The organism is Rhizobium sp. 25PS6, from assembly GCF_032464655.1.
Classification (GTDB): domain Bacteria; phylum Pseudomonadota; class Alphaproteobacteria; order Rhizobiales; family Rhizobiaceae; genus Rhizobium; species Rhizobium laguerreae.
Map to the genome: position 1 here is coordinate 185,804 of NZ_JAWDIV010000003.1, position 25,128 is coordinate 210,931.

Genomic DNA, 25,128 nt, shown 5'->3' on the forward strand with positions numbered 1-25,128 from the left:
ATTCACGGCAATTTACGAGGAGCCAAGATGTCTTTAGAGCCTGTCTATAAACGTGTTCTACTCAAGGCTTCCGGCGAAGCGCTCATGGGTGGCCAGGGTTTCGGGATCGATGTGACGGTGGCGGACCGCATTGCATCCGATATCGCCGAGGCACGGCATATGGGCGTGGAAGTCGGCGTCGTCGTCGGTGGCGGCAATATCTTCCGTGGTGTCGCGGTAGCGTCCAAGGGCGGCGACCGGGTGACCGGCGACCATATGGGCATGCTCGGCACCATCATCAACGCGCTGGCGCTGGCGACCTCGCTGCGCAAGCTGAACATCGATACGGTGGTGCTTTCGGCCATCTCCATGCCCGAGATCTGCGAGAGCTTTTCGCAGCGCGCAACCCTTTATCATCTGTCGATGGGACGTGTGGTGATCTTTGCCGGCGGCACCGGCAACCCCTTTTTCACCACCGATTCCGCCGCAGCACTCCGCGCCGCCGAAATGGGTGCGGAAGCGATCTTCAAGGGCACCCAGGTGGACGGCATCTATACCGCCGACCCTAAGAAATATCCCGATGCGACCCGCCTCGACCGGCTGACGCACCAGGAAGTGCTGGACAGGGGGCTTGCGGTGATGGACGTTGCCGCCGTAGCGCTCGCCAGGGAGAATTCCATTCCGATCATCGTATTCTCGATCCACGAGAAGGGTGGTTTTGCTGAAATCTTGACGGGCGGTGGTCTCAAGACCATCGTCTCCGACAACTGATATAAGCTGCGCCGCGGTTTCGGCGCAGCCCTCGCTAGAACATGATGATTTTAGGCCCGGTGGGGCCCAAAATCTGAATCATGTTCTACATTAAATAGTTAGAGCATGATGTCGCCCGAAAACCGCTGACACTTTTCGGCATCATGCTCTAGACGGGAGCATCCATATGAGTGAAGGTATCGACATCAAGGAACTGAAGCGCCGCATGGACGGCGCGATTTCCGCATTCAAGAGCGACATCGCATCGCTGCGCACCGGCCGTGCTTCGGCCAACATCCTCGACCCGGTGACGATCGAGGCCTATGGTTCGCGCATGCCGCTGAACCAGGTTGCCAACATCACCGTGCCCGAGCCGCGCATGCTTTCGGTTTCCGTCTGGGACAAGTCGATGGTCAGCGCCGTCGAGCGCGGCATTCGCGAATCCAATCTCGGCCTCAACCCGATCGTCGATGGCCAGAACCTGCGCATTCCGCTGCCGGAGCTGAACGAGGAGCGCCGCAAGTCGCTCGTCAAGGTGGCGCACGACTATGCCGAAAAGAGCAAGGTGGCGATTCGCCATGTTCGCCGCGACGGCATGGACGGCCTTAAGAAAGCCGAAAAAGACGGCGTCATCGGCCAGGACGAGAGCCGGGCGCAGTCGGAACGTGTACAGAAGATGACGGACGAGACGATTTCCGAAATCGACCGCTTGCTTGGCGAGAAGGAAAAGGAAATCATGCAGGTCTAGTGGATCTGTGCCTTTGCCTGGAAAGACCGGACGGGAAATGTCGGAATCTGTATTTGTGACTGTGCCAGAGCATGTTGCCATCATCATGGACGGCAATGGCCGTTGGGCCAAGCAGCGCGGCCTGCCGCGCACGATGGGCCATCGCAAGGGTGTCGAGGCGGTGCGCGAGACAGTCCGCGCCGCCGGTGCGGCCGGCATAAAATATCTGACCCTCTTTGCCTTCTCCTCGGAGAACTGGCGCCGGCCCGAAGCCGAGGTCTCCGATCTGCTCGGCTTGCTCAAGGCGTTCATCCGGCGCGACCTCGCCGAACTCCATCGCCAGAACGTGCGGATCAAGGTGATCGGCGACCGCCACAGCCTGCGCAGCGACATTCTGAGCCTGTTGCTGGAGGCGGAGGAGACGACCAAGGACAACACGTCACTGACGCTGGTCATCGCCTTCAACTACGGTTCGCGCGACGAGATCGCCCGCGCCGTCGTCAGTCTCGCCCGGGATGTCGAGGCCGGCCGGCTGAGAGCACAGGATATTACACCGGCGCTGATCAACGCCCGTCTCGACACGGCCGGCATTCCCGATCCGGATCTCATTATCCGCACCAGCGGCGAAGAGCGGCTTTCCAATTTCCTTCTCTGGCAGGCCGCCTATTCGGAATTCATCTTTCTTCCGGAATATTGGCCGGATTTCAGCCCCGAGATCTTCCGCTCGGCGCTGGAGACATTCGCCTCTCGTGACCGGCGCTTCGGCGGCCTGTCGTCGCAGGCGGCCGCGGTCGGTACCTGATGCAGCAGGAATTGAAGCTCCGTATCGTTTCAGGACTGATTCTCGCGGCCATCGTTCTTGCCGCCACCTGGTATGGCGGCCTTGCCTTCCGTATCCTGGCGGTCGTGATCGGCCTGCTGATCTATTATGAATGGTCGAAAATGACAGGCATCGCGCGGGATTGGGTCGCCAATGCCGTCGGCTGGATCGGCGAGGCGGCGATTGCCTTCCTGGTGCTTGTCGGCAATTTCGAATTCGCCGCCGGCATGCTGGCCGGCGTCACCGCCGTCGGCATCGCCCTGATCATCCTGCAGGGCACGAGCCGCTGGTTGCCAGTGGGCCTGTTTTATGCGGGCGCCACCGGCCTGGCGCTTGCCGCTATCAGAGGCGATGACCGGCTTGGCCTTTACGCCATGCTCTTCGTCTTTGCGGTCGTCTGGGCAACCGATATCCTTGCCTATTTCGTCGGCAGGGCGCTTGGCGGACCGAAGCTTGCCCCTTCGATCTCGCCCGGAAAGACCTGGTCGGGTGCAATCGGCGGCGCCATTTCGGCGGTCGCAGCCGGCGTCGTTCTCATCCATTTTCTCATTCCGGGCGCTGAAATCATCGCCGCCGGCGTGGCGTTCGTTCTCTCGGTTTGCAGCCAGTCGGGCGATCTTTTCGAATCGTTCATCAAGCGAAAATTCGGCGTTAAGGATTCGAGCCGTCTCATTCCGGGCCATGGCGGCGTCATGGACCGTGTCGACGGACTGATTTTCGCCTGTTTTTCGGCGTTCTTGCTTGCTGGGGTTTTTTCCCTGATAAAGGGGACCGGAATGACGTCGCTTGGCGCGGCATTGTTCGGGCTCTGACAACACGGCAGTCTGACGGAAAGGACTCATGGAAACGATGAGCGGCATATACGCATTTCTGATGGGGAACATCGTTACCTTCATCCTCGTGCTGTCACTGCTCGTCTTCGTGCATGAGATGGGCCATTACCTCGTCGGGCGCTGGAGCGGCATTCGCATCCTTGCCTTTTCCGTCGGTTTCGGTCCGGAGATCTTCGGATTCACCGACCGCCACGGAACGCGCTGGAAGATCTCGGTGATCCCGCTTGGCGGCTACGTCCGGTTCTTCGGCGACGAAGATGCCTCGAGCAAGCCCGACACCGACAAGATCGCCGCCATGTCCGAGGAGGACAGAGCGCGCTCCTTTGCCGGCGCCAAGCTGTGGAAACGTGCTGCAACAGTCGCGGCTGGCCCAATCGCCAATTTTCTGCTGGCAATCGCCATCTTCACCATTCTTTTCTCGGTCTATGGCCGCACGATCGCCGATCCTGTCGTTGCCGAGGTCAAGCCCGACGGCGCAGCCGCTGCCGCCGGCATCCTTCCAGGCGATCTGCTGGTCGCCATCGACGGCGGCAAGGTCGAGACCTTCGACGACGTGCGCCGCTATGTCGGCATCCGCCCGAGCCAGAAGATCGTCGTGACGATCGAGCGCGCCGGCCAGAAACTCGATGTGCCGATGGTGCCGCAGCGCGTAGACCAGACCGACCAGTTCGGCAACAAGGTCGAGCTCGGCCAGATCGGCATCGTCACCAGCCGGGAGGCCGGGAACTTCCGCCTGAAGACCTATACGCCGCTGCAGTCGCTGCGCGAGGCTGTGATCGAGACCCGCGACATTGTCACCGGCACCTTCAAATATATCGGCAACATCTTCAGCGGAACGATGCGCGCCGATCAATTGGGCGGGCCGATCCGCGTGGCGCAAGCTTCGGGCCAGATGGCGTCGCTTGGAATAGGCGCAGTGTTGCAGCTGGCGGCGGTGCTTTCTGTTTCGATAGGATTGCTTAACCTGATGCCGGTTCCGGTACTTGATGGCGGCCACCTGATGTTCTATGCGGTGGAAGCGGTGAGGGGGAAACCGCTCGGCTCTTCGGCCCAGGAAATTGCATTTCGCATCGGCCTGGCGATGATACTGACATTGATGGTTTTCACGACCTGGAACGACATTGGCTCGTTGAGAGGGTAAACGAGCAAGGCGAGGCTAATTACTATTTATTTACGATGTTTCAAGGCTGTAGTGGCGAATGGGTCACGCTTGTAAATGAAGTAAACAGAAATTAACGACCTGCCTTGCTTGTATGTCAAAAGCGGGTAAAACGACACACGTGACCGGAATCGGGTTTTCCTGGGGCCGGGGACGAGGGAAACAAAGGTAATAGGTGAAATGAAGGCTGGTTCAAAGTTTTTGAACGCAGTATCGGCGGTTGCGCTGTCTGCTGGTGTTGTTGCTTCGGGCGCAGGTGCTGTGACGTTCGTTTCCGCTACGGCCGCTGAGGCCGCGGTCATCCAGCGCATCGATGTGCGCGGCGCAAGCCGTGTCGGCGCGGAAGCCGTCCGGTCAAACCTCACCATCGCTCCTGGAAAGAGTTTTTCGAACAGCGATATCGATGCCTCGGTCAAGCAGCTCTACGGGACGGGTTATTTCTCCGACGTCAAGATCTCGGTCTCCGGCAGCACGCTGGTCGTCAATGTTCAGGAAGCCCAGCTGGTCAATCAGGTCGTCTTCAACGGCAACCGCAAGATCAAGGACGACAAGCTCGCGACGATCGTCCAGACCCACGCTGCAGGCCCCTATAGCGACACCCAGATCCAGGCCGACATCCAGTCGATCAAGGAAGCTTATGCTGCCACCGGCCGCAGCGAGGTCGAAGTCACGACGCAGGTGGTGCCGCTCGGCGAAGGCCGCGTCAACCTTGCCTTCGTCATCAACGAGGGTGACCGCACCAAGATCGATTCGATCAACTTCGTCGGCAACAATGCCTACAGCGCCGGCCGCCTGGCTGCCGTCATCGCCACCAAGCGTTCGAACTTCCTGTCGTTCCTGACCCGCAAGGACGTCTACAACGAAGACAAGCTCCACGCCGACGAAGAAGCGCTGCGCCAGTTCTATTACAATCGCGGCTATGCCGACATGCGCATCGTCTCTTCCGATGCCACCTTCGACGACGCGACCAACAAATACACGCTCACCTTCAACATCGAGGAAGGCCAGCGCTACGACTTCGGACCGGTGACCGTCCAGTCGACCGTCGAAGGCGTCGGCTCAGAGCAGCTGCAGCCGCTGGTGCGCACCCGCGAAGGCCAGGTCTACAACGCCAAGGAAGTGCAGAAGTCGATCGAGGCGATCTCCGATCAGGTGGCGTCTGCCGGTTATCCCTTTGCGCGTGTCACGCCGCGCGGTAACCGCGACCTCAACAACAACACGATCGGTGTCGAATATCTGGTCGACCAGGGCGAGCGCGCCTATGTCGAGCGCATCGAGATCCGCGGCAACAGCCGCACGCGCGACTACGTCATCCGCCGCGAATTCGACATGAGCGAAGGCGACGCCTTCAACCAGCAGATGATCACCAAGGCCAAGCGTCGCCTCGAAGCGCTCGGTTACTTCTCCTCCGTCAATATCTCTACCCAGCCGGGCAGTTCGCCGGACCGCGTCGTAGTGATCGTCGACGTGCAGGATCAGTCGACCGGTTCGTTCGGTGTCGGAGCGGGTTATGCCGCCGGCGGCGACGGTCTGCTGCTCGAAGCCTCGATCGAGGAAAAGAACTTCCTCGGCCGTGGTCAGTACATCCGCATCTCGGCCGGTGGCGGCCAGGAAGGCTCGCGCGCCTACGGCGTCAGCTTTACCGAACCCTATTTCCTCGGCTACCGTCTGGCGGCAGGCTTCGATGTCAACCGCAGCGAAACGTCGAGCAACGACGACTACGACTACGAGGAAACCAGCGTCGTTCTGCGCGTCACGGCGCCGATCACCGAAGATCTCGCGACGACCTTCCGTTATAACTACAAGCAGATGAAGTATGACGGCGATACCGGTGATCTTTCGGCCACCTACGCCAATCTGGTCGACGAGAGCCCGTGGACGAAGTCTTCCGTCTCGCAGACGCTGACCTACAACACGCTCGACGATACAGTCCTGCCGCGCGAAGGCATTTATGCGACGGCGACGCATGAAATTGCCGGCCTCGGCGGCGACTCGCAGTTCTACAAGATCTACGGTAAGGCCCGTTATTACCACTTGCTCGCCGACGATGCCGATATCATCGGCTCGCTCTCCGCTTCGGCTGGCTATGTCGTTCCCTTGGGCGACGATCTGAACGTCTTCGACCAGTTCACGCTGACCAACGGCGATATTCGCGGTTTCGAGAACAAGGGTATCGGCCCGCGCATCACCGGGGACCACGATGACCCGCTCGGTGGCACGACCTATTTCACGGCGTCTGCTGAAGCGACCTTCCCAATGCCGGGCTTCCCGCGTGACTTCAATCTGCGCGGCGCAGTCTTTGCCGATGCCGGCACGCTGTTTGGCAATGATGTCGAGCTTCTCGGGTCCGACCAGGCCGAGGGCACCAGCGCTTCGCTGCGCGCTTCCGTCGGTGTCGGCGTCGTCTGGCAGTCTCCCTTCGGTGCATTGCGTCTGGATTACGCGATCCCGGTCCTCAAGGAAGACTTCGACAAGACGCAGAACTTCAAGTTTGGCATCAACAACCAATTCTGATATCGGCAGTCCGGAACTGTAAGACTCAATTCCGTTCTGGAGCATTGCCGATGGAGCAAAACGTTTTCTTTCTGCCCCATGAAGGTCTGAAGCTCGCTGAGCTGGCGGAGTTTCTTGGGGCGGAACTTGTCAATTCCGACTATGCCAATGTTATCGTCAGGTCCGTTGCCCCCATCAGCCGGGCACGGGCAGGCGATGTCTGTTATATCCTGTCGCGCCGCAGCCGCGATGAGCTGGCGACATGCCAAGCCTCGGCGGTGATCTGCGACAAGGCGCTCGCCGATCTTGTACCCCCACACATCCCGGTCATCCTGTCGTCCAATTCGCATGCGGCTTTCGCGATGGCGGGCGGCCTGTTCTATCCCGCGGCATTGCGCCCGGTCGTCTTTTCCGGTGATAGCGAGATCGCGCCAAGCGCGGTGATCGATCCGAGCGCCAAGCTTGAAAAGGGCGTGATCGTCGAGCCGATGGCCGTTATCGGGGCGCATGCCGAGATCGGCGAAGGGACGCGCATCGGCGCGCACAGCATCATCGGCCCGAATGTCAAGATTGGCCGGGATTGTTCGATTGCGGCCGGCGCGAGCATCCTCTGCGCGCTGCTCGGCAATGGCGTCATCATCCACAACGGCGCCCGCATCGGCCAGGATGGTTTCGGTTATGCGCCGGGTCCGCGCGGCATGATCAAGATCGTCCAGATCGGCCGGGTGATCATCCAGGATAATGTCGAGATCGGCGCCAACACCACGATCGACCGAGGCGCCATGGACGATACGGTGATCGGCGAAGGCACCAAGATCGACAACCAGGTACAGATCGGCCACAACGTTCAGATCGGCCGCCATTGCGCCATCGTCGCGCAGGTCGGCATCGCCGGCAGCGCGAAGATCGGCAATGGCGTGCAGATCGGCGGCCAGGTCGGCATCAAGGGGCATGTGACGATCGGCGACGGCGTGCAGATCGCCGCCAAAAGCGGTATCATGACCGATCTTGCCGCCGGCGGACAATATGGTGGCACACCTGCGCGCCCGCTGAATGACTATCTGAGAGATGTCGCGCAACAGATGTCCAAGACGAAGTTGCGCGGGAAGAAACCTGGAGGCGAGCAAAATGACTGAGGAAGCCACGACAACGCTTTCTTCGGCTGACATCATCGAGATCATGAAACTGCTGCCGCATCGCTACCCGTTTCTGATGGTCGACAAGATCATCGAGATCGACGGCGACAACACGGCGATCGGCATCAAGAACGTCACGGTGAACGAACCGCATTTCACCGGTCATTTTCCGGAATCTCCGATCATGCCCGGCGTTCTCTTGATCGAGGGCATGGCACAGACCGCGGGTGCGATCTGTGCCAAGAAGGATGGCCAGCCAGGCAACCTCGTCTATTTCATGACCATCGAGAATGCGCGCTTCCGCAAGCCCGTCGTCCCCGGCGATCGTGTTGAATTCCATGTCAGGAAGCACAAGCAGCGCGGCAATATCTGGAAATTCCATTGCGATGCCAAGGTTGACGGCGCGCTTGTCGCCGAGGCCGATATCGGCGCGATGATCGTTCGTAAGGATCAGGCATGAGCACTATCGCCGAAAGCGCCCGCATTCATCCGATGGCTGTCGTCGAAGACGGCGCGACCATCGGTGAGGGCGTCAGGATCGGTCCCTTCTGCCATGTCGGGCCGCACGTCGTCCTGCATGCGAATGTCGAGCTTTTGTCGCATGCGGTCGTCACCGGCCGCACCGTGATCGGCAAGGGCACGCGTATCTTCCCGATGGCGGTAGTCGGCGGCGATCCGCAAAGCGTGCATCACGGCGGCGAGGAGACGACGCTGACGGTCGGCGCCAACTGCACGATCCGCGAAGGCGTGACCATGAACACCGGCACGGCCGATTTCGGCGGCCAGACGATCATCGGCGACAACAATCTCTTCCTTGCCAATTCCCATGTCGCGCATGACTGCAGGGTCGGCAATCACGTGATCATGTCGAACAACGTCATGCTCGCCGGCCATGTCGTCATCGAAGATCGCGTCATCCTGGGCGGCGGCTCGGCCGTTCACCAGTTCACCCGCGTCGGTCGCCAGGCCTTCGTCGGCGGGCTCTCGGCAGTGAGCTACGACGTCATTCCCTACGGCATGCTGAACGGCAATCCCGGGCTGCTGAGCGGCCTCAACGTCGTCGGCATGACGCGCGCCGGCGTCGACCGCGCCGTCATTCACAGGGTGCGCCGCGCCTACAAGTCGATCTTCGAAGGAACAGGCTCCGTCCGCGAAAACGCCGCCGCCATCCGCGAAGAATATGCCGATTGCGAGCAGGCGGTCCACATCCTCGATTTCATCGCCGCCGACAGCGACCGCGCCTTGTCCTCGCCGACCCGGGGGCAGAAGGGCTAGTCCGTGACTTTTTCCGGCGACATCGCTGCGGGCCGGCTGGCGATCATCGCCGGCGGCGGCTTTCTGCCTTCCTATGTCGCCGAAGCTGCGCGCGCGGCGGGCGAAAATCCCGTCATCGTCGCGCTGAAAGACGAAAGCGATCGGCGTTGGGAAGGGTATGACCATGCCGTCATCGGCATCGGCGATTTTGCAGCTCTCGAGGGCCTCTTGAACCGCTACGGCATCGGCCGTGTCGTTATGTCCGGCAGCGTGCGGCGCCGGCCGGAATGGCGCGAGGTGCGGCCGACGCTGCGCACTCTCATGAAGATGCCGGCCGCGATCCGCACCTTGCTGTCCGGCGGCGACGATACGGTGCTGCAGATGGTGATCCGGCTTATCGAGGGAAACGGCCGGCGTGTCGTCGGTGCCCATGAGATCGCCCCCGACCTTCTTGCCGCCGTCGGCCCGCTCGGCACGGCGATACCGGGCGAAGAAGACCGGCGCGATATCAACCGCGCGGCGGAAGCCGCCGAAATGCTCGGCCGGCTCGATGTCGGGCAGGGCGCCGTCGCCATCGGCGGGCGTATCGTCGCGCTGGAGGGTCTTGAGGGCACGGACGAGATGCTGGAGCGTGTCGCGAGTCTCCGAGCCGCCGGACGCATCTCGCCACGCCGCCGCGGCGCGCTGGTCAAGCTCTGCAAGCCGCAGCAGGATATTCGCGCCGACTTGCCGGCGATCGGCGTTTCCACGGTCCTGAACGCGAGGAAAGCCGGCCTTGCCGGCGTCGCCGTCGAGGCCGGCCGCTCGCTGGTGCTCGATCGCGCCGCCGTCATCAAAGCCGCCGATGAGGCCGGGCTTTTCGTCTGCGGCATCGATCGCGGCCTGCCGGCATGGGGGCTCGAATGAACGGGGCGCCGCTGAAGATCGCCGTTATTGCCGGCGAGGTGTCAGGTGATCTGCTTGGTGCCGATCTTATCGCCGCCCTGAAGCAGATCCATAGCGGACCGGTGGAACTCGTCGGCGTCGGCGGCGAGGGGCTCCAGGCCGAAGGCTTGAAATCCCTGTTTGATTTCTCCGAGCTGTCGATCATGGGCATCACCCAGGTGCTGAGCCGGCTGCCGAAGCTCTATACCCTGATCCGCCAGACGACGGCTGCGATCATCGCCGCAAGGCCTGATATTCTTCTCATCATCGACAGCCCGGATTTCACCCATCGCGTCGCCAAGCGTGTCCGCACCGCGCTGCCCGATCTGCCTGTTGTCAATTACGTCTGTCCGAGCGTCTGGGCCTGGAAGGAATATCGCGCTGTGCGCATGCTCGCCTATGTCGATCATGTGCTCGCCGTCCTGCCCTTCGAGCCGGCAACAATGCGCGAACTCGGCGGGCCCGAGACCACCTATGTCGGCCATCGCCTGATCGCCGATCCGGCGCTGCTCGAAGCGCGGCGGCTGCGCGTCGGGCGCGCACCTGTCGGGCAGGCGGGCAAGACAATCCTGATGCTTCCGGGGTCAAGATCCTCCGAAATCGCCAAGCTCCTGCCGTTCTTCGAGGACGCGGCCAAGGAACTCGTCGCCCGCAACGGCCCGATGCGATTCCTGCTGCCGACCGTGCCGCACAACGAAGCGCTGGTGAAGGGGCTCGCCGCCGGCTGGGCCACGCCGCCGGAGGTGGCGGTCGGGCCGGCGCAGAAATGGAAGGCCTTTGCCGAAGCGGATGCGGCGATGGCAGCCTCCGGCACGGTGATCCTCGAACTCGCCCTTGCGGGCGTGCCGACGGTGTCCGTCTACAAGACGGATTGGATCATCCGCCTGCTCGCCCCGCGCATCAAGGTGTGGACGGGCGCATTGCCCAATATCATCGCCGATTATGCCATCGTGCCGGAATATCTGAACGAGATCGTCCGCGGCGCCAGCCTGGCGCGCTGGATGGAGCGGCTGTCGGCCGACACGTTCGAACTGAAGGCGATGACCGAGGGTTACGATCTCGTCTGGCAACGCATGCAGACCGAAACGCCGCCCGGCGAGCACGCCGCCGAGATCCTTCTCGACGTCTTGAAAAAGAAAAAACCCGGTCGTTTCTGACCGGGTTTTCTTTTGGGTTCTTTTAAAGCGATCAGCGCTTCGAAACCGGGATGTAATCGCGCTTCGGTTCGCCGACATAGAGCTGGCGCGGACGGCCGATGCGCTGTTCCGGATCCTCGATCATCTCGTTCCACTGCGCGATCCAGCCGACGGTGCGGGCGAGCGCGAAGAGCACGGTGAACATGGTCGTGGGGAAGCCCAGCGCCTTCAGCGTGATGCCGGAATAGAAGTCGATGTTCGGATAGAGCTTCTTCTCGATGAAATATTCGTCGGTAAGCGCGATGCGCTCCAGCTCCATCGCCACTTCGAGCAACGGATCGTCCTTGATGCCGAGTTCGCCGAGCACCTCATGCGTCGTCTTCTGCATGATCTTGGCGCGCGGATCATAGTTCTTGTAGACGCGGTGACCGAAGCCCATCAGGCGGAACGGATCGTTCTTGTCCTTGGCGCGGGCGACGTATTCCGGAATGCGGTCGACCGTGCCGATTTCGTTCAGCATGTTGAGCGCTGCTTCATTGGCGCCGCCGTGAGCGGGGCCCCAGAGGCAGGCAATGCCGGCGGCGATGCAGGCGAACGGGTTGGCGCCCGACGAACCGGCGAGACGGACGGTCGAGGTCGAGGCGTTCTGTTCATGATCGGCATGCAGGATGAAGATGCGGTCCATGGCGCGGGCAAGCACCGGATTGACTACATATTCCTCGCAAGGCACGGCAAAGCACATGCGCAGGAAGTTCGAGGCATAGTCGAGGTCGTTCTTCGGATAAACGAAGGGCTGGCCGATATGGTATTTGTAGGCCATGGCGGCAAGCGTCGGCATCTTGGCGATCATGCGCAGGCTGGCGACCATGCGCTGGTGCGGATCGGTGATGTCGGTGGAGTCGTGATAGAAGGCCGACAGCGCGCCGACGCAGCCGCACATAACGGCCATCGGATGCGCATCGCGGCGGAAGCCAGTGAAGAAGCGGCTCATCTGCTCGTGCACCATGGTGTGGTGCGTGACGCGGTAATCGAAATCCTTCTTCTGCACGGTGGTCGGCAGTTCGCCGTAAAGCAGGAGGTAGCAGACTTCGAGGAAGTCGCCGTGCTCGGCGAGCTGCTCGATCGGATAGCCGCGATGCAGCAGGACACCTTCGTCGCCGTCGATGTAGGTGATTTTCGATTCACAGGATGCGGTCGAGGTAAAACCCGGATCGTAGGTGAAGGAAGCCGTGTTCTTGTAGAGGGCACCGATATCGATGACGCTCGGGCCGATCGTGCCGCTTTTGACAGCAAGGTCGACAGACTTGTCACCGATTTTTATTGTAGCGCTTTGATCCGTCATGCTGATCCTCCGAAATGGCGGTGGCGCCATAAAAGCGCCATAGGGGTTAAGCGTCCTCACCGATAGCTATATGATCGCGAAGCTAATGCCAAGTTACCGTGATGGCATTTTGTGCATTGCGGTATCACCTTTTAGGCACTGCAGCGATGAGCCGCACGCATATCGGAAGCCGATGATTCGACTGGTCTTTTGGCGCTCGCGATTTTCCCTCATATTTCAATCGATTATTCTTGCCGGATTTGATTTGAGGTTGCATTCTGGCCGCCTTCGCAGCCGGGCTTGGGCGGTTCATGCAGGAGTTGACGACAGTCGAATTGCGGCCGGAAGCAGGCGAAGGCCTTGCCGACTCCTCCAGTTTTTCACCACCTGTCGTGGTGACGCGACCGACACGGACGCAGTCGGCGACACCATTGCGCCACCGGCTGCCGGCCGCAACCTCGCAATTGCTGCGTGCCGGCATGCGCATGCTGGGCGAGGAGGCGGACCATGGCCGCCTGCTGCTGTTCTCGCCGGTCTTCCTCGGCGCCGGGTCAGCCGTTTGGTTTCTCGCGGCATCGGATTTTCCTCTCATTGCATCGCTGCTCTGCCTGTTGGCGCTGACCGTGGCGGTTCTCATTGCCAGCCGCAGCCGGGCCGCGGTGCGGGCAACGCTGCTGGCGCTTTCGCTCGTGGCCTGCGGCATGGTCACGGCGCAGTTCGAGAGCCGGCGGGCTTCCACCGTGATCCTCGATTCCGCCGTGACGACGACGGTGACCGGCCGCGTCGAGCGGCGCGAAGGCGACGGTCGCGGGCGGTGGCGCTACATTCTTGCCGTCACCGGCACCGAGGCGCCACAGGTGAAGCGGCCGCCGGAACGTATCACCGCGATCGCCCGCGGCGCGGACGCGGCCTTCGAGATCGGCGATATCATCACCGGCAGGGCGCGGCTGACGCCGCCGGCGGGCCCAGCGCTTCCCGAGCTCAACGACTTCTCCTTCAGTGCCTATTTCGACGGCATCGGCGCCAACGGTTTCTTCTACGGTGCACCGACGAAGGTCGATGCGCAGGCAGGTCCCCAGGCTGCAAGATCGACAGCGGAAGCGCTGCTCGAAGGTCTCTACCGGCTGCGCAGCGGCATCGGCGACCGCATAAGGTCGATCCTGCCCGGCGACACCGGTGCTTTTGCCGCTGCTCTGGTGACGGACGAGCGGCGCGCCATTTCGGATGCGACGACGGAGGCGCTGCGCCAGTCCGGTCTGGCTCATATCATCGCCATCTCCGGTCTCAACATGGCGCTGTCGGCCGGCATCTTCTTCGTCGGCTTCCGGATGCTGCTCAGCCTCTTCCCCGGCATCGCTGAGGCCTACCCGACGAAGAAGATCGCTGCCGCCGGCGCGCTCATCGCCGTCACCGCCTATTTCCTGATCTCCGGCTTTGCGGTCTCTGCCGAACGCGCCTTCATCATGATGGCCATCATGTTGATTGCGGTCTTCTTCGACCGGCCGTCGATCAGCCTGCGCAATGTCGCGCTCTCCGCTCTCGTCATCATTGCCATTTCGCCGTCCGAGGTCTTGGGACCGAGCTTCCAGATGTCCTTTGCCGCGACATTGGCGCTGGTCTCGGGCTATCAGCTGTGGAAGGACCGGCGCGTCCGAGAAAACGCCTTCCTGAAGCTGCCGATCATCAGGCCGTTCGTTACGGTTGCCGGTTTCTTCGGCGGCGTCTTCCTGACCTCGCTGATCGGCGGTTTTTCAACCGCGCTGTTTTCGATCGAGCATTTTCATCGCCTGACCGCCTACGGCCTGCCGGCAAACCTCGCGACAATGCCGATCATCTCCTTCATCATCATGCCGGCAGGTCTGCTGGCGATGCTGCTCATGCCTTTCGGTCTGGATGTTTGGGCTTGGAAGATCGTCGGATTCGGCCTCGATTTGGTGATCGCGGTTGCAAAGACGGTGTCCGGCTGGGGTGGCAATATCGACGTGGGCCGCTTGCCCGCCTGGTATTTCGCCGTCGCCGTGGCAGGCTTTCTGCTGCTGACGCTGCTCCGCACCCGGTTGCGCCATGTCGGCACATCGATTATCGCGGTCGCAACGCTCATCCTGCTGCTTCTGCCGGGTCCCCGTCCGCCGGATCTGGTGATTTCGGAGGATGGCAGTCTCGTCGCGGTCGTCGCGGCGGCGGCAATGGCTTCCAACCGTGAAAGACCGCCGGACTTCATCTTCGACCAGTGGCAGAGAGCGCTGGTCCTGCCGGGGCATAATCCGCCGAAGATGCTGGATGGTCCTGCTATCCCGCCTGAGGGAGAAGACCGCCGCGTCAGGCTTTCCCGCGATCAGCAGAACGAAGCAAGGACCGCGATGCGGACGGCCGCAGCGGCCGGTGACGCAAACCGCTTTTCCTGCGTCAAGAAGGCCTGGTGCACATCAAGGCTTGGCAATGGTCAGGTGGTAACCGTCATCGACAATGCCGCCTATCTCGGCCCGGCATGCGACGCGGCCGATATCGTCGTGACGTCCGTGCGCCTTCGCTTCAACAACTGCCGCTCAGGTGCAACGCTCTTCACCGGCGAGACGCTGCGCAGGACCGGATCCGTCGAGTTGCGCTTCACGGACGCCGGCCCGGAGGTGGCAACCGCCTTCGATTCATTGTCGCGGCCATGGATGCGCCATCGCGCCTATGACTGGCGCAGCAACAGTTTTACCGAATCCGGCCTGGCCAATGTCAGTGATAGCGGCGAATGAGACCGACGAGCTTGCCCTGAACCTTGACGCGGTCCGGCCCGAAAATCCGGGTCTCGTAAGCCGGGTTGGCAGCTTCCAGCGCGATCGAGGCGCCCTTGCGGCGGAAGCGCTTGAGTGTCGCTTCTTCGTCGTCGACCAGAGCAACGACGATGTCGCCGGGACTTGCGGTGCTGCCGTTGCGGATGATCACGGTGTCGCCATCGAAGATGCCGGCGTCGATCATCGAATCGCCCTTGACCTCCAGCGCATAATGTTCACCGGAACCGAGCATGTCGGCCGGAACGACGATGTCATGGGTGTTGTTCTGGATCGCCGAGATCGGCACACCGGCAGCGATTCGGCCCATGACCGGCACCGAGACCGAGTTGCCGTTGTCGGCGACGGGTTTTGCGGGAGCAGGAGTGGCGACCGGCTGCAGTTTGCCAAGGCTACCCTCGATGACGCTCGGCGAAAAGCCGCGCCGGGGCTGAATGCTGGGGCTGTAGGCCTCCGGAAGCTTGATGACCTCGATCGCGCGGGCGCGGTTCGGTAGGCGGCGAATGAAGCCTCGCTCCTCAAGCGCAGTAATCAAGCGATGAATCCCGGACTTGGAGGCGAGGTCCAGGGCATCCTTCATTTCGTCGAAAGATGGCGGAACGCCGGATTCCTTCATGCGCTCATGAATGAAAAGGAGAAGCTCCTGTTGTTTGCGCGTGAGCATCGACGTTGTGACCTCGTGATTGAAACAAATCCAGAACAGACACTATATGTTCCATATGTGTTCCGCAAGTAGCTAAATTTCCGTAAAACTTGGCGCCAACTCGTTGAGATTTTTATTTTCATTCGCCGGATTGGCACAGAAGTCTTGCATTGAGGGACGCGCCATCGCACATCTCTTGCCGTTTCCAGGAGGGATATCATGAACGCGCATTCCGCCAAACCGCACCCGCTGGATCATGTCGTGCTGCCGGTCGTCAACATCGATCTGGCGCGCGAGAGGCTCGGCAAGCTCGGCTTCACCGTTGCCGCCGATGCGTGCCATCCCTTCGGAACGGAGAATGCCTGCGTCTTTTTTGCCGACAAGACCTATCTGGAGCCGCTCGGGATTGCGAACGTCGAGGAGAGCAACGCATCTGCGCGCCAAGGTAATGTCTTCACTGCCCGCAACCAGGCCTTCCGTTTCCGCTGTGGCGAGGAGGGGCTCTCGGGGCTGGCTTTCGGCAGCAAGGATGCCGGCATCGATCATCAGGATTTCGTCGGCAGCGGATCGAGCGCTGGCGAGATGCTGCAGTTCACCCGGCCGATGACGATGCCGGACGGTTCCGAGACGATTGCCGGCTTTAAGCTGGCTTTCGCCGGCGACCTGCGCGCGCCTGATCTCCTGTTTTTCACCGTCGAGCGCGTCAATCCGCTACCGGCCGACCGCGCGGCGCTGGAGACGCATGCCAATGGCGTCACCGGCATAGTTGAGATCGCGCTTTGCACGCCAGAGCCGGCCGCCTTCGCTGCTTTCGTCAGCCTTGCCGTGGCGCAATCGGCAGTCGAGAAAACCGGTTTCGGCGTCGATATTGCGGCATCGAATGCGAAAATCAGCCTGATGACGCCGGAAGGGCTGGAGGCATATTTCGACGTCGCCGTCTCATCCGCAGATCGCGGCCTGCGCGGCCGGGCAATCCTCTTTGCTGTCGCCGATCTTGCCGTGACAGAAGCGCATTTGGCTGCTAACGGGGTGACATACACGCGCAAGAACAATCGCATTCTGGTGAAGCCCGCGCCCGGGCAGGGCACGCTCTTCGCCTTCGAGGAAACACGATGAGCACTGATACGAATTCCGAAGTCAGGATCGGCGAAGGCCAAGGCCAGGTCACCTTTTCCAATACCGGCCGTCTATCGCTGATTGCCGGTCCCTGCCAGATGGAGAGCCGCGACCACGCCTTCATGGTTGCCGGCACGCTGAAAGAGCTTTGCGGAAAGCTAGGCATCGGCCTCGTCTACAAGAGCTCCTTCGACAAGGCGAACCGCACCTCGCTCTCGGCCGAACGCGGTATCGGGATCGAAAAGGGCATGGAAGTCTTTGCCGACCTCAAGAAGGAATTCGGCTTTCCCGTCCTGACCGACGTTCATACTGCCGAGCAATGCGCGGAGGTGGCAAGGGTGGTCGATGTCCTTCAGATCCCGGCCTTCCTCTGCCGCCAGACCGACCTTCTCATCGCCGCCGCCAAGACCGGCCGCGTCGTCAATGTCAAGAAAGGCCAGTTCCTCGCCCCCTGGGATATGAAGAACGTTCTGAAGAAGCTCAATGCCAGCGGCAATCCGAACGTGCTGCTGTGCGAGCGCGGCGCCTCATTCGGTTACAATACGCTGGTCTCCGACATGCGTTCGCTACCGATCATGGCGGCGATGGGTGCACCCGTTATCTTCGATGCGACCCATTCCGTGGCGCAGCCGGGCGGGCAGGGCGAATCCTCCGGCGGTCAGCGGGAATTCGTGGAAACGCTGGCGCGCGCCGCAGTGGCTGCCGGTATTGCCGGTGTCTTCGTCGAAACCCATCAGGACCCCGATAACGCACCTTCCGACGGCCCGAACATGGTCTATCTCAAGGACATGCCGCGGCTGCTTGAAAAGCTGCTCGCCTTCGATGCGGTCGCCAAGGCTTGACGTTCAACAGCCTGACATGATCGTGCTATAGGCATGTCGCGCAAAAGTGTGCAGCGGTTTTGCGACAACGACATGCGGAAAGCCAAAGACCTAAAGCGTGGCAAGCGAATCTGAAAGATCGCGACGCGCTTTAGGCGAGATCCAAACGCGGTTCGAAGGCTGGAAACTGCAGCATTGTAATTTGCACGCCTTCGACTAAGACAGGTTTCGAACCGACTTATCATCCACCGAGCAGGAAGAACCCATGACTGCAATCACCGATATCATCGCCCGCGAGATTCTCGATAGCCGTGGCAACCCCACCGTCGAAGTCGATGTCTATCTCGAAGATGGCAGCATGGGCCGCGCGGCCGTTCCCTCAGGCGCCTCGACGGGCGCGCATGAGGCGGTCGAACTGCGTGACGGCGGCAAGCGCTATCTGGGCAAGGGCGTCGAAAAGGCGGTCGAAGCCGCCAACACCGAGATCTTCGACGCGATCGGCGGCATCGACGCCGAAAACCAGATCCAGATCGACAACATCATGATCGAGCTGGACGGCACGCCGAACAAGTCGCGCCTCGGCGCCAACGCCATCCTCGGCGTGTCGCTCGCCGTCGCCAAGGCTGCTGCCCAGGCGTCCGGCCTGCCGCTCTATCGTTATGTCGGCGGCGCCTCCGCCAGCCTGCTGCCGGTGCCGATGATGAATATCATCAATGGTGGTGCCCATGCCGACAATCCGATCGATTTCCAGGAATTCATGATCCTGCCGGTCGGCGCCGATTCGATCGCCGAAGCCGTACGCATGGGTTCGGAAGTCTTCCATACGCTACGCAAGGAACTTGCTAGCCAGGGCCACAACACCAATGTCGGCGATGAAGGCGGTTTCGCACCCGGCCTGAAGAGCGCGCCTGAGGCCCTCGACTTCATCATGAAGTCGATCGAGAAAGCCGGCTACAAGCCTGGCGATGACATGTGCCTCGGCCTCGACTGCGCCTCGACCGAATTCTTCAAGGACGGCAAATACGTTCTCGAAGGTGAAGGCCGCACGCTGGAATCGGGCGCCATGGCCGAATATCTGGCCGAACTCGCCGCCAACTATCCGATAATCTCGATCGAGGACGGCATGGCCGAAGACGACTGGGACGGCTGGAAGACGCTGACCGACCTGACCGGCAAGAAGACCCAGCTCGTCGGCGACGATCTCTTCGTCACCAACTCCGCCCGTCTTCGCGACGGCATCCGCATGGGCGTCGCCAACTCGATCCTCGTCAAGGTCAACCAGATCGGCTCGCTGACGGAAACGCTCGATGCTGTCAACACGGCGCACAAGGCGGCCTATACTGCCGTCATGTCCCACCGCTCCGGCGAGACCGAAGATTCGACCATCGCCGATCTCGCGGTCGCCACCAACTGCGGCCAGATCAAGACCGGCTCGCTGTCGCGCTCCGACCGTCTTGCCAAGTACAACCAGCTGATCCGCATCGAAGAAGGCCTCGGCCCCCAGGCCCAGTATGCCGGCCGCTCGATCATTCGCGGCTGATCGGATCTGATTTTCAACGGCTCGACCCGCGTCTTCCCGGCGCGGGTTTTTTCTTGCCCATTTTTTAGAGTCAACGAACGGTTAATCTCTGCGCGCTAGATTGAACGAATTGGTAATGCGTTCAAGAGCATGCGTGTATGTGGACAAAGCATCATAAGAAGAGAAAGATCGGTCGTTTCGTCATTCCGGCCATGACGGTCGCCTTCCTCTCCTATTTCGGTTATCATTGCATTCATGGCGATTACGGCCTGCGCGCGACGGAGACGTTCGAGCGTCAGCGTGTCGCCCGTGAAAAAGAGCTTGCGGTCTTGAAGGCGAAGCGCGAACATCTGGAAAACCAGGTCGCGCTCTTGAGTGACGGCTCGCTCGACAAGGACATGTTGGACGAAAAAGCGCGTTATCAGCTTAACATGTCGCGTGCGGACGAGATCGTCGTATTCAACCATTATTCCAATTAACCGGAAGCAGGTTAATTGTAATTTTCACTGCTTTTCCAATAATTTAGCGTCGAATACGAGCCATGCATTTATGGCATTGCTGTGGTCATATTTCTTCCCTATGGTACGCGCCACCAAGAACCGACAAACCCATAGGGAGGGTTGAATGGCGCCGCGAAAGACCGCGACCGTTTCCAGCCGCAAAACTGCAGCAAAACCGGCAGCCAAAGCATCGAATGGAGGCCCGGTAGCCGACTTCGATCGCGATGAGGAGCTCAAGGCCTATCGCGAGATGCTGCTGATCCGCCGCTTCGAGGAGAAGGCCGGTCAGCTTTACGGCATGGGCTTCATCGGCGGCTTTTGTCACCTCTACATCGGTCAGGAAGCTGTCGTCGTCGGCATGCAGATGGCGCAAAAGGAAGGCGACCAGGTCATCACCGCCTATCGTGACCACGGCCATATGCTGGCAACCGGCATGGAAGCGCGCGGCGTCATGGCGGAACTGACCGGGCGTCGCAGCGGCTATTCCCACGGCAAGGGCGGTTCGATGCACATGTTCTCGAAAGAGAAGCATTTCTACGGCGGTCACGGCATCGTCGGCGCCCAGGTCTCGCTCGGAACGGGTCTTGCCTTTGCAAACCGCTACCGCGGCAATGACAATGTCTCCATCGCCTATTTCGGCGACGGCGCTGCCAACCAGGGCCAGGTCTACGAGAGCTTCAACATGGCGGCTCTCTGGAAGCTGCCGATCGTCTATATCGTCGAAAATAACCGTTACGCCATGGGCACCTCGACCGCCCGCGCCACCGCTCAGTCGAATTACTCGCTGCGCGGATCCGGCTTCGGCATCCCCGGCATTCAGGTCGATGGCATGGACGTCCGCGCCGTCAAGGCGGCGGCCGACGAGGCGCTCGAACATTGCCGTTCCGGCAAGGGCCCGATCATTCTCGAAATGCTGACCTATCGTTATCGTGGTCATTCGATGTCCGACCCGGCGAAGTATCGCTCCAAGGACGAAGTGCAGAAGATGCGCTCCGAGCATGATCCGATCGAACAGGTGAAGGCACGCCTTATCGAAAAGGGCTGGGCTTCCGAAGACGATCTGAAGGCGATCGACAAGGATGTTCGCGACATTGTCGCCGATAGTGCCGACTTCGCCCAGGCCGATCCGGAGCCGGATGTATCCGAGCTCTATACCGACATTCTGCTGTAATCGGGGAGGGAACCCATGCCTATCGATATCCTCATGCCCGCCCTCTCTCCGACGATGGAAGAAGGCACGCTGTCCAAATGGCTGAAGCAGGAAGGTGACAAGGTCACTTCTGGCGACGTGATCGCCGAAATCGAAACCGACAAGGCGACGATGGAAGTCGAAGCCGTCGACGAAGGCGTCATCGGCAAGCTTCTGGTTCCTGCCGGAACCGAAGGAGTCAAGGTGAACGCCAAGATCGCTGTTCTCCTGCAGGACGGCGAATCCGCATCCGACATGTCTGCGTCCGCTCCGGCAGCAGCGCCGGCTGCTGTACCGCAGGCAGCGCTGGAGGAAAAGCCGGCTGCCGCAACTCCGGCATCCGCACCCGTTCCGGCCGAGCCGAAAGCCCAGGTGCAGAACGACCCCGAAATCCCGGCCGGCACCGAAATGGTGTCGACGACCGTGCGCGAAGCGCTCCGCGACGCCATGGCCGAGGAAATGCGCGCCGACGAAAACGTCTTCGTCATGGGCGAAGAGGTCGCCGAATACCAGGGCGCCTACAAGGTCACGCAGGGGCTGCTGCAGGAATTCGGCGCCCGCCGCGTCGTCGATACGCCGATCACCGAGCATGGCTTTGCCGGCGTCGGCGTCGGTGCAGCCATGGCCGGCCTTCGCCCGATCGTCGAATTCATGACCTTCAACTTCGCCATGCAGGCGATCGACCAGATCATCAACTCCGCTGCCAAGACGCTCTATATGTCCGGCGGCCAGATGGGCGCTCCGATCGTTTTCCGCGGCCCGAATGGTGCAGCGGCCCGCGTCGGCGCCCAGCACAGCCAGGATTATGCAGCCTGGTACAGCGCCATTCCTGGCCTGAAGGTCGTCATGCCCTATACGGCATCCGACGCCAAGGGCCTGCTGAAGGCTGCGATTCGCGATCCGAACCCGGTCATCTTCCTGGAAAACGAAATTCTCTACGGCCAGCATTTCGATGTGCCGAAGCTCGACAATTTCGTTCTGCCGATCGGCAAGGCGCGCATCCATCGTCCGGGCAAGGACGTCACCGTCGTCTCCTTCGGCATCGGCATGAGCTATGCCACCAAGGCTGTCGCCGAACTCGAGAAGCTCGGCATCGACGTCGAACTGATCGACCTTCGCACCATCCGCCCGATGGACCTGCCGACCGTGATCGAATCGGTGAAGAAAACCGGCCGTCTCGTCACCGTCGAGGAAGGTTATCCGCAGTCCTCCGTCGGCACCGAAATCGCCACCCGCGTCATGCAGCAGGCCTTCGACTATCTCGATGCGCCGATCCTGACGATCGCAGGCAAGGACGTTCCGATGCCTTACGCCGCCAATCTCGAAAAGCTCGCCCTTCCGAACGTCGGCGAAGTGGTCGATGCGGTGAAGGCTGTTTGCTACAAATAAGGGGAGGGTGTTTCGATGCCGATCAATATCACGATGCCCGCCCTCTCTCCGACCATGGAGGAAGGCAACCTTTCGAAATGGCTGGTCAAGGAAGGCGACAAGGTCAAGTCTGGCGATGTGATCGCCGAGATCGAGACCGACAAGGCGACGATGGAAGTCGAAGCCGTCGATGAAGGCACGGTCGCCAAGCTGGTCGTTGCCGCCGGCACCGAAGGCGTCAAGGTCAATGCGCTGATCGCGGTTCTCGCCGCCGATGGCGAGGATGTCGCTGCTGCCGCAACTGGTGCGGGTTCCGCCGCACCTGCGCCGAAGGCAGACGGCGCGGCCGCGCCGAAGGCCGAGGCCGCGCCGGCTCCGGCCCAGTCCGCTCCGGCTGCAGCACCAGCACCCGCCGCTGTACCCGCATCGGTTTCGGCTGATGGCAACCGCACCTTCTCTTCGCCGCTTGCCCGCCGTCTGGCCAAGGAAGCCGGTATCGACCTTTCGGCTGTCGCCGGCTCCGGCCCGCACGGTCGCGTCGTCAAGAGCGACATCGAGGCCGCCGTTGCCGGTGGTGGCGCCAAGGCTGCCGCTGCGCCTGCACCCGCTGCCACCCCGCAGGCCGCCGCGCCGGCGCCGGCCGCTGCTGCTGCACCGAAGGGCGCTTCCGAGGAGGCCGTGCTCAAGCTCTTCGAACCGGGCTCCTACGAGCTCGTGCCGCATGACGGCATGCGCAAGACGATTGCCAAGCGCCTGGTCGAATCCAAGCAGACGATCCCGCATTTCTACGTCAGCGTCGATTGCGAGCTCGATGCGCTGCTGGCGCTGCGCGCCCAGTTGAACGATGCGGCCCCGCGCAAGGATGGCGGCGCTCCGGCCTACAAGCTCTCCGTCAACGACATGGTCATCAAGGCCATGGCGCTGTCGCTGCGCGACGTTCCGGATGCCAACGTCTCCTGGACCGACAACAACATGGTCAAGCACAAGCATGCCGATGTCGGCGTCGCGGTCTCGATCCCCGGCGGCCTGATTACCCCGATCATCCGCAAGGCCGAGCAAAAGACGCTGTCGGTGATCTCCAACGAGATGCGCGATCTCGGCAAGCGGGCCAAGGACCGCAAGTTGAAGCCCGAGGAATATCAGGGCGGCACCAGCTCGGTCTCGAACATGGGCATGATGGGCGTCAGGGTGTTTTCAGCCGTCATCAACCCGCCGCATGCGACGATCCTCGCGGTCGGCGCCGGCGAACAGCGGGTTGTCGTCAAGAAGGGCGAAATGGCGATTGCCACCGTGATGTCCGTCACGCTCTCGACCGACCATCGCTGCGTCGATGGCGCGCTCGGCGCCGAACTGCTCCAGGCCTTCAAGGGCTACATCGAAAACCCGATGGGCATGCTTGTCTGATAGCGGTACGAGGCGGAAATGACCAAGACCGTTCTTTGCTATGGTGACTCGCTGACCTGGGGTTATGACGCTGAGACGATCGGCCGTCATGATTACAAGAATCGCTGGCCGAGCGTGCTTCAGGCAGCGCTCGGCGGTGACGCGCGTATCATCGCCGAAGGCTTGAACGGGCGCACCACCGCTTTCGACGACCATCTCGCCGATTGCGACCGCAACGGTGCGCGCATCCTGCCGACGATCCTGCAGACGCATGCGCCGCTCGACCTCGTTGTCCTTCTACTTGGCACCAATGACATGAAGCCGGTCGTGGCGGGCTCGGCCTTTGCCGCATGCCAGGGCATCAGCCGGCTCGTGCGGCTGATCCGCAATCATGCCTGGCCCTTCGAATTCGATGGGCCGGAGATTCTGATCGTGGCGCCGCCGGCGATCCGCGCGACGGGCAATGTGCCTTTCGCCGCGTCGTTTCCCGGCGGCATCGAGGAATCGGCAAAACTCGCAACGCTTTATCGTGATCTTGCCGACGAACTCGGTTGCGGCTTCTTAGACGGCAATTCCGTCGCCAAGACCACACCGATCGACGGCATTCACCTCGATGCGGAGAATACGCGTGCGCTCGGACGCGGGCTGGAATCGATCGTGCGGATGATGCTGGGGATCTAAGCATGACCTCCTTCATCGCCCTCCGGCAGGCCTCACGACGGGATGCCTCGGAGCTGGCGATTCTGGCGGATATCGCATCGCGCGGTTTTGCCTCCTGGCTTTGGTTTGCCGGCGTGGAAAACGGCGTGAGCGACACGCCGCTGGAGCTGGGCCGGCTGAAGATGGGCGAGGAGGAAGCTGTCGGCGGCTGGCGGGATGCCGTCATTGCCGAGGCCTATGGCGAGATCGCTGGTGTGGCGATCGGCCATGCGCTGGGTGAGGGGATAGGTGATATCGAGGCGACGATTCCGGCGACCGCACCGATGCTTGCCTTGCAGAAGACGGTGGCCGGAAGCTGGTTCATCGGCAGTCTCGGCGTCTATCGCCACCTGCGCGGCATCGGCATCGGACGCAGGCTGCTGGATGATCAGATCGAAAGGGCCGATCGCCGCCCGGTCAGTCTCATTACCGCAAGTGATAACGAAGCGGCTTTGTCGCTTTATGGAAGAAACGGATTCCTGGAGGCTGCGCGCGCCGATGCCGTGCCGCTCTTCGAAAACAGCAAGAGACATGCGTGGGTGCTCATGACCCGCAGCGCAGCGTAACAAAGGCAGGAA

The 25,128-nt window shown here is 61.4% G+C and carries 23 protein-coding genes; 21 read left to right on the forward strand and 2 right to left on the reverse strand.

Annotation, left to right across the window (positions count from 1 at the left end):
- Nucleotides 1–27 precede the first annotated feature (27 nt).
- The 11 genes from pyrH (at nucleotide 28) to lpxB (ending at nucleotide 11,232) form a co-directional block, all read left to right on the forward strand.
- Nucleotides 28–750 (forward strand): UMP kinase, encoded by a 723-nt coding sequence (pyrH, locus tag RWK44_RS05600; protein ID WP_003539289.1) that lies wholly within the window; start codon nucleotides 28–30, stop codon nucleotides 748–750.
- A gap of 166 nt (nucleotides 751–916) precedes the next feature.
- The gene (frr, locus tag RWK44_RS05605; protein ID WP_018241888.1) at nucleotides 917–1,477 is read left to right on the forward strand and encodes a ribosome recycling factor; all 561 of its coding nucleotides are present in this window, start codon (nucleotides 917–919) and stop codon (nucleotides 1,475–1,477) included.
- A 37-nt stretch (nucleotides 1,478–1,514) separates the two neighbouring features.
- Complete coding sequence (locus RWK44_RS05610) at nucleotides 1,515–2,258, forward strand: isoprenyl transferase (protein WP_020049776.1); 744 nt, start codon at nucleotides 1,515–1,517, stop codon at nucleotides 2,256–2,258.
- Nucleotides 2,258–3,088 (forward strand): phosphatidate cytidylyltransferase, encoded by an 831-nt coding sequence (locus tag RWK44_RS05615; protein WP_020049777.1) that lies wholly within the window; start codon nucleotides 2,258–2,260, stop codon nucleotides 3,086–3,088. The genes RWK44_RS05610 and RWK44_RS05615 overlap by 1 nt, the downstream gene beginning before the upstream one ends.
- A gap of 28 nt (nucleotides 3,089–3,116) precedes the next feature.
- Nucleotides 3,117–4,250, forward strand: coding sequence for an RIP metalloprotease RseP (rseP, locus tag RWK44_RS05620; protein ID WP_003539293.1), 1,134 nt, complete (start codon nucleotides 3,117–3,119; stop codon nucleotides 4,248–4,250).
- 198 nt (nucleotides 4,251–4,448) lie between these two features.
- Entirely contained in the window at nucleotides 4,449–6,782 is a 2,334-nt protein-coding gene (gene bamA, locus RWK44_RS05625) for an outer membrane protein assembly factor BamA (RefSeq protein WP_168328432.1), read from the forward strand.
- 50 nt (nucleotides 6,783–6,832) lie between these two features.
- On the forward strand, nucleotides 6,833–7,897 hold the full coding sequence (gene lpxD / locus RWK44_RS05630; RefSeq protein ID WP_316028513.1) for a UDP-3-O-(3-hydroxymyristoyl)glucosamine N-acyltransferase: 1,065 nt from the start codon (nucleotides 6,833–6,835) through the stop codon (nucleotides 7,895–7,897).
- Nucleotides 7,890–8,357: a 3-hydroxyacyl-ACP dehydratase FabZ gene (gene fabZ, locus RWK44_RS05635; protein ID WP_003539296.1), complete on the forward strand. Its 468-nt coding sequence runs from the start codon at nucleotides 7,890–7,892 to the stop codon at nucleotides 8,355–8,357. Before lpxD ends, fabZ begins: the two co-directional genes overlap by 8 nt.
- Complete coding sequence (gene lpxA / locus RWK44_RS05640; protein ID WP_222415422.1) at nucleotides 8,354–9,172, forward strand: acyl-ACP--UDP-N-acetylglucosamine O-acyltransferase; 819 nt, start codon at nucleotides 8,354–8,356, stop codon at nucleotides 9,170–9,172. The genes fabZ and lpxA overlap by 4 nt, the downstream gene beginning before the upstream one ends.
- Before the next feature lie 3 nt (nucleotides 9,173–9,175).
- On the forward strand, nucleotides 9,176–10,057 hold the full coding sequence (locus RWK44_RS05645; RefSeq protein WP_316028514.1) for an LpxI family protein: 882 nt from the start codon (nucleotides 9,176–9,178) through the stop codon (nucleotides 10,055–10,057).
- A complete protein-coding gene (gene lpxB / locus RWK44_RS05650; RefSeq protein WP_316028515.1) occupies nucleotides 10,054–11,232 on the forward strand; it encodes a lipid-A-disaccharide synthase in 1,179 nt (392 codons plus the stop codon). Before RWK44_RS05645 ends, lpxB begins: the two co-directional genes overlap by 4 nt.
- Before the next feature lie 31 nt (nucleotides 11,233–11,263).
- On the opposite strand, the gene gltA is transcribed toward lpxB, so the two are convergent.
- The gene (gene gltA / locus RWK44_RS05655; RefSeq protein ID WP_003539304.1) at nucleotides 11,264–12,553 is read right to left on the reverse strand and encodes a citrate synthase; all 1,290 of its coding nucleotides are present in this window, start codon (nucleotides 12,551–12,553) and stop codon (nucleotides 11,264–11,266) included.
- 290 nt (nucleotides 12,554–12,843) lie between these two features.
- Between gltA and RWK44_RS05660 the strand changes: the two genes are divergently transcribed.
- Complete coding sequence (locus tag RWK44_RS05660) at nucleotides 12,844–15,276, forward strand: ComEC/Rec2 family competence protein (protein WP_316028516.1); 2,433 nt, start codon at nucleotides 12,844–12,846, stop codon at nucleotides 15,274–15,276.
- Here the strand turns inward: RWK44_RS05660 and lexA are convergent.
- Complete coding sequence (gene lexA / locus RWK44_RS05665) at nucleotides 15,257–15,976, reverse strand: transcriptional repressor LexA (RefSeq protein ID WP_168281820.1); 720 nt, start codon at nucleotides 15,974–15,976, stop codon at nucleotides 15,257–15,259. The two genes, RWK44_RS05660 and lexA, sit on opposite strands and share 20 nt — an antisense overlap.
- Before the next feature lie 198 nt (nucleotides 15,977–16,174).
- Between lexA and RWK44_RS05670 the strand changes: the two genes are divergently transcribed.
- The 9 genes from RWK44_RS05670 (at nucleotide 16,175) to RWK44_RS05710 (ending at nucleotide 25,116) form a co-directional block, all read left to right on the forward strand.
- Entirely contained in the window at nucleotides 16,175–17,071 is an 897-nt protein-coding gene (locus RWK44_RS05670) for a VOC family protein (RefSeq protein ID WP_316028517.1), read from the forward strand.
- Entirely contained in the window at nucleotides 17,068–17,913 is an 846-nt protein-coding gene (gene kdsA / locus RWK44_RS05675; RefSeq protein ID WP_168281824.1) for a 3-deoxy-8-phosphooctulonate synthase, read from the forward strand. Before RWK44_RS05670 ends, kdsA begins: the two co-directional genes overlap by 4 nt.
- 244 nt (nucleotides 17,914–18,157) lie before the next feature.
- Nucleotides 18,158–19,432, forward strand: coding sequence for a phosphopyruvate hydratase (gene eno, locus RWK44_RS05680; RefSeq protein ID WP_020049787.1), 1,275 nt, complete (start codon nucleotides 18,158–18,160; stop codon nucleotides 19,430–19,432).
- A gap of 137 nt (nucleotides 19,433–19,569) precedes the next feature.
- Entirely contained in the window at nucleotides 19,570–19,890 is a 321-nt protein-coding gene (locus tag RWK44_RS05685) for an FtsB family cell division protein (protein WP_017988232.1), read from the forward strand.
- A gap of 145 nt (nucleotides 19,891–20,035) precedes the next feature.
- Nucleotides 20,036–21,082: a pyruvate dehydrogenase (acetyl-transferring) E1 component subunit alpha gene (pdhA, locus tag RWK44_RS05690; protein ID WP_168281826.1), complete on the forward strand. Its 1,047-nt coding sequence runs from the start codon at nucleotides 20,036–20,038 to the stop codon at nucleotides 21,080–21,082.
- A 15-nt stretch (nucleotides 21,083–21,097) separates the two neighbouring features.
- Entirely contained in the window at nucleotides 21,098–22,489 is a 1,392-nt protein-coding gene (locus tag RWK44_RS05695) for a pyruvate dehydrogenase complex E1 component subunit beta (protein ID WP_222040548.1), read from the forward strand.
- A 15-nt stretch (nucleotides 22,490–22,504) separates the two neighbouring features.
- Entirely contained in the window at nucleotides 22,505–23,872 is a 1,368-nt protein-coding gene (locus tag RWK44_RS05700) for a pyruvate dehydrogenase complex dihydrolipoamide acetyltransferase (protein ID WP_316028518.1), read from the forward strand.
- Nucleotides 23,873–23,890: 18 nt separating this feature from the next.
- Nucleotides 23,891–24,532, forward strand: a complete 642-nt coding sequence (locus tag RWK44_RS05705) for an SGNH/GDSL hydrolase family protein (RefSeq protein ID WP_316028519.1) — start codon at nucleotides 23,891–23,893, stop codon at nucleotides 24,530–24,532.
- Between the two features lie 2 nt (nucleotides 24,533–24,534).
- Nucleotides 24,535–25,116 (forward strand): GNAT family N-acetyltransferase, encoded by a 582-nt coding sequence (locus RWK44_RS05710; RefSeq protein WP_131663951.1) that lies wholly within the window; start codon nucleotides 24,535–24,537, stop codon nucleotides 25,114–25,116.
- The last annotated feature ends 12 nt before the right edge of the window (nucleotides 25,117–25,128 follow it).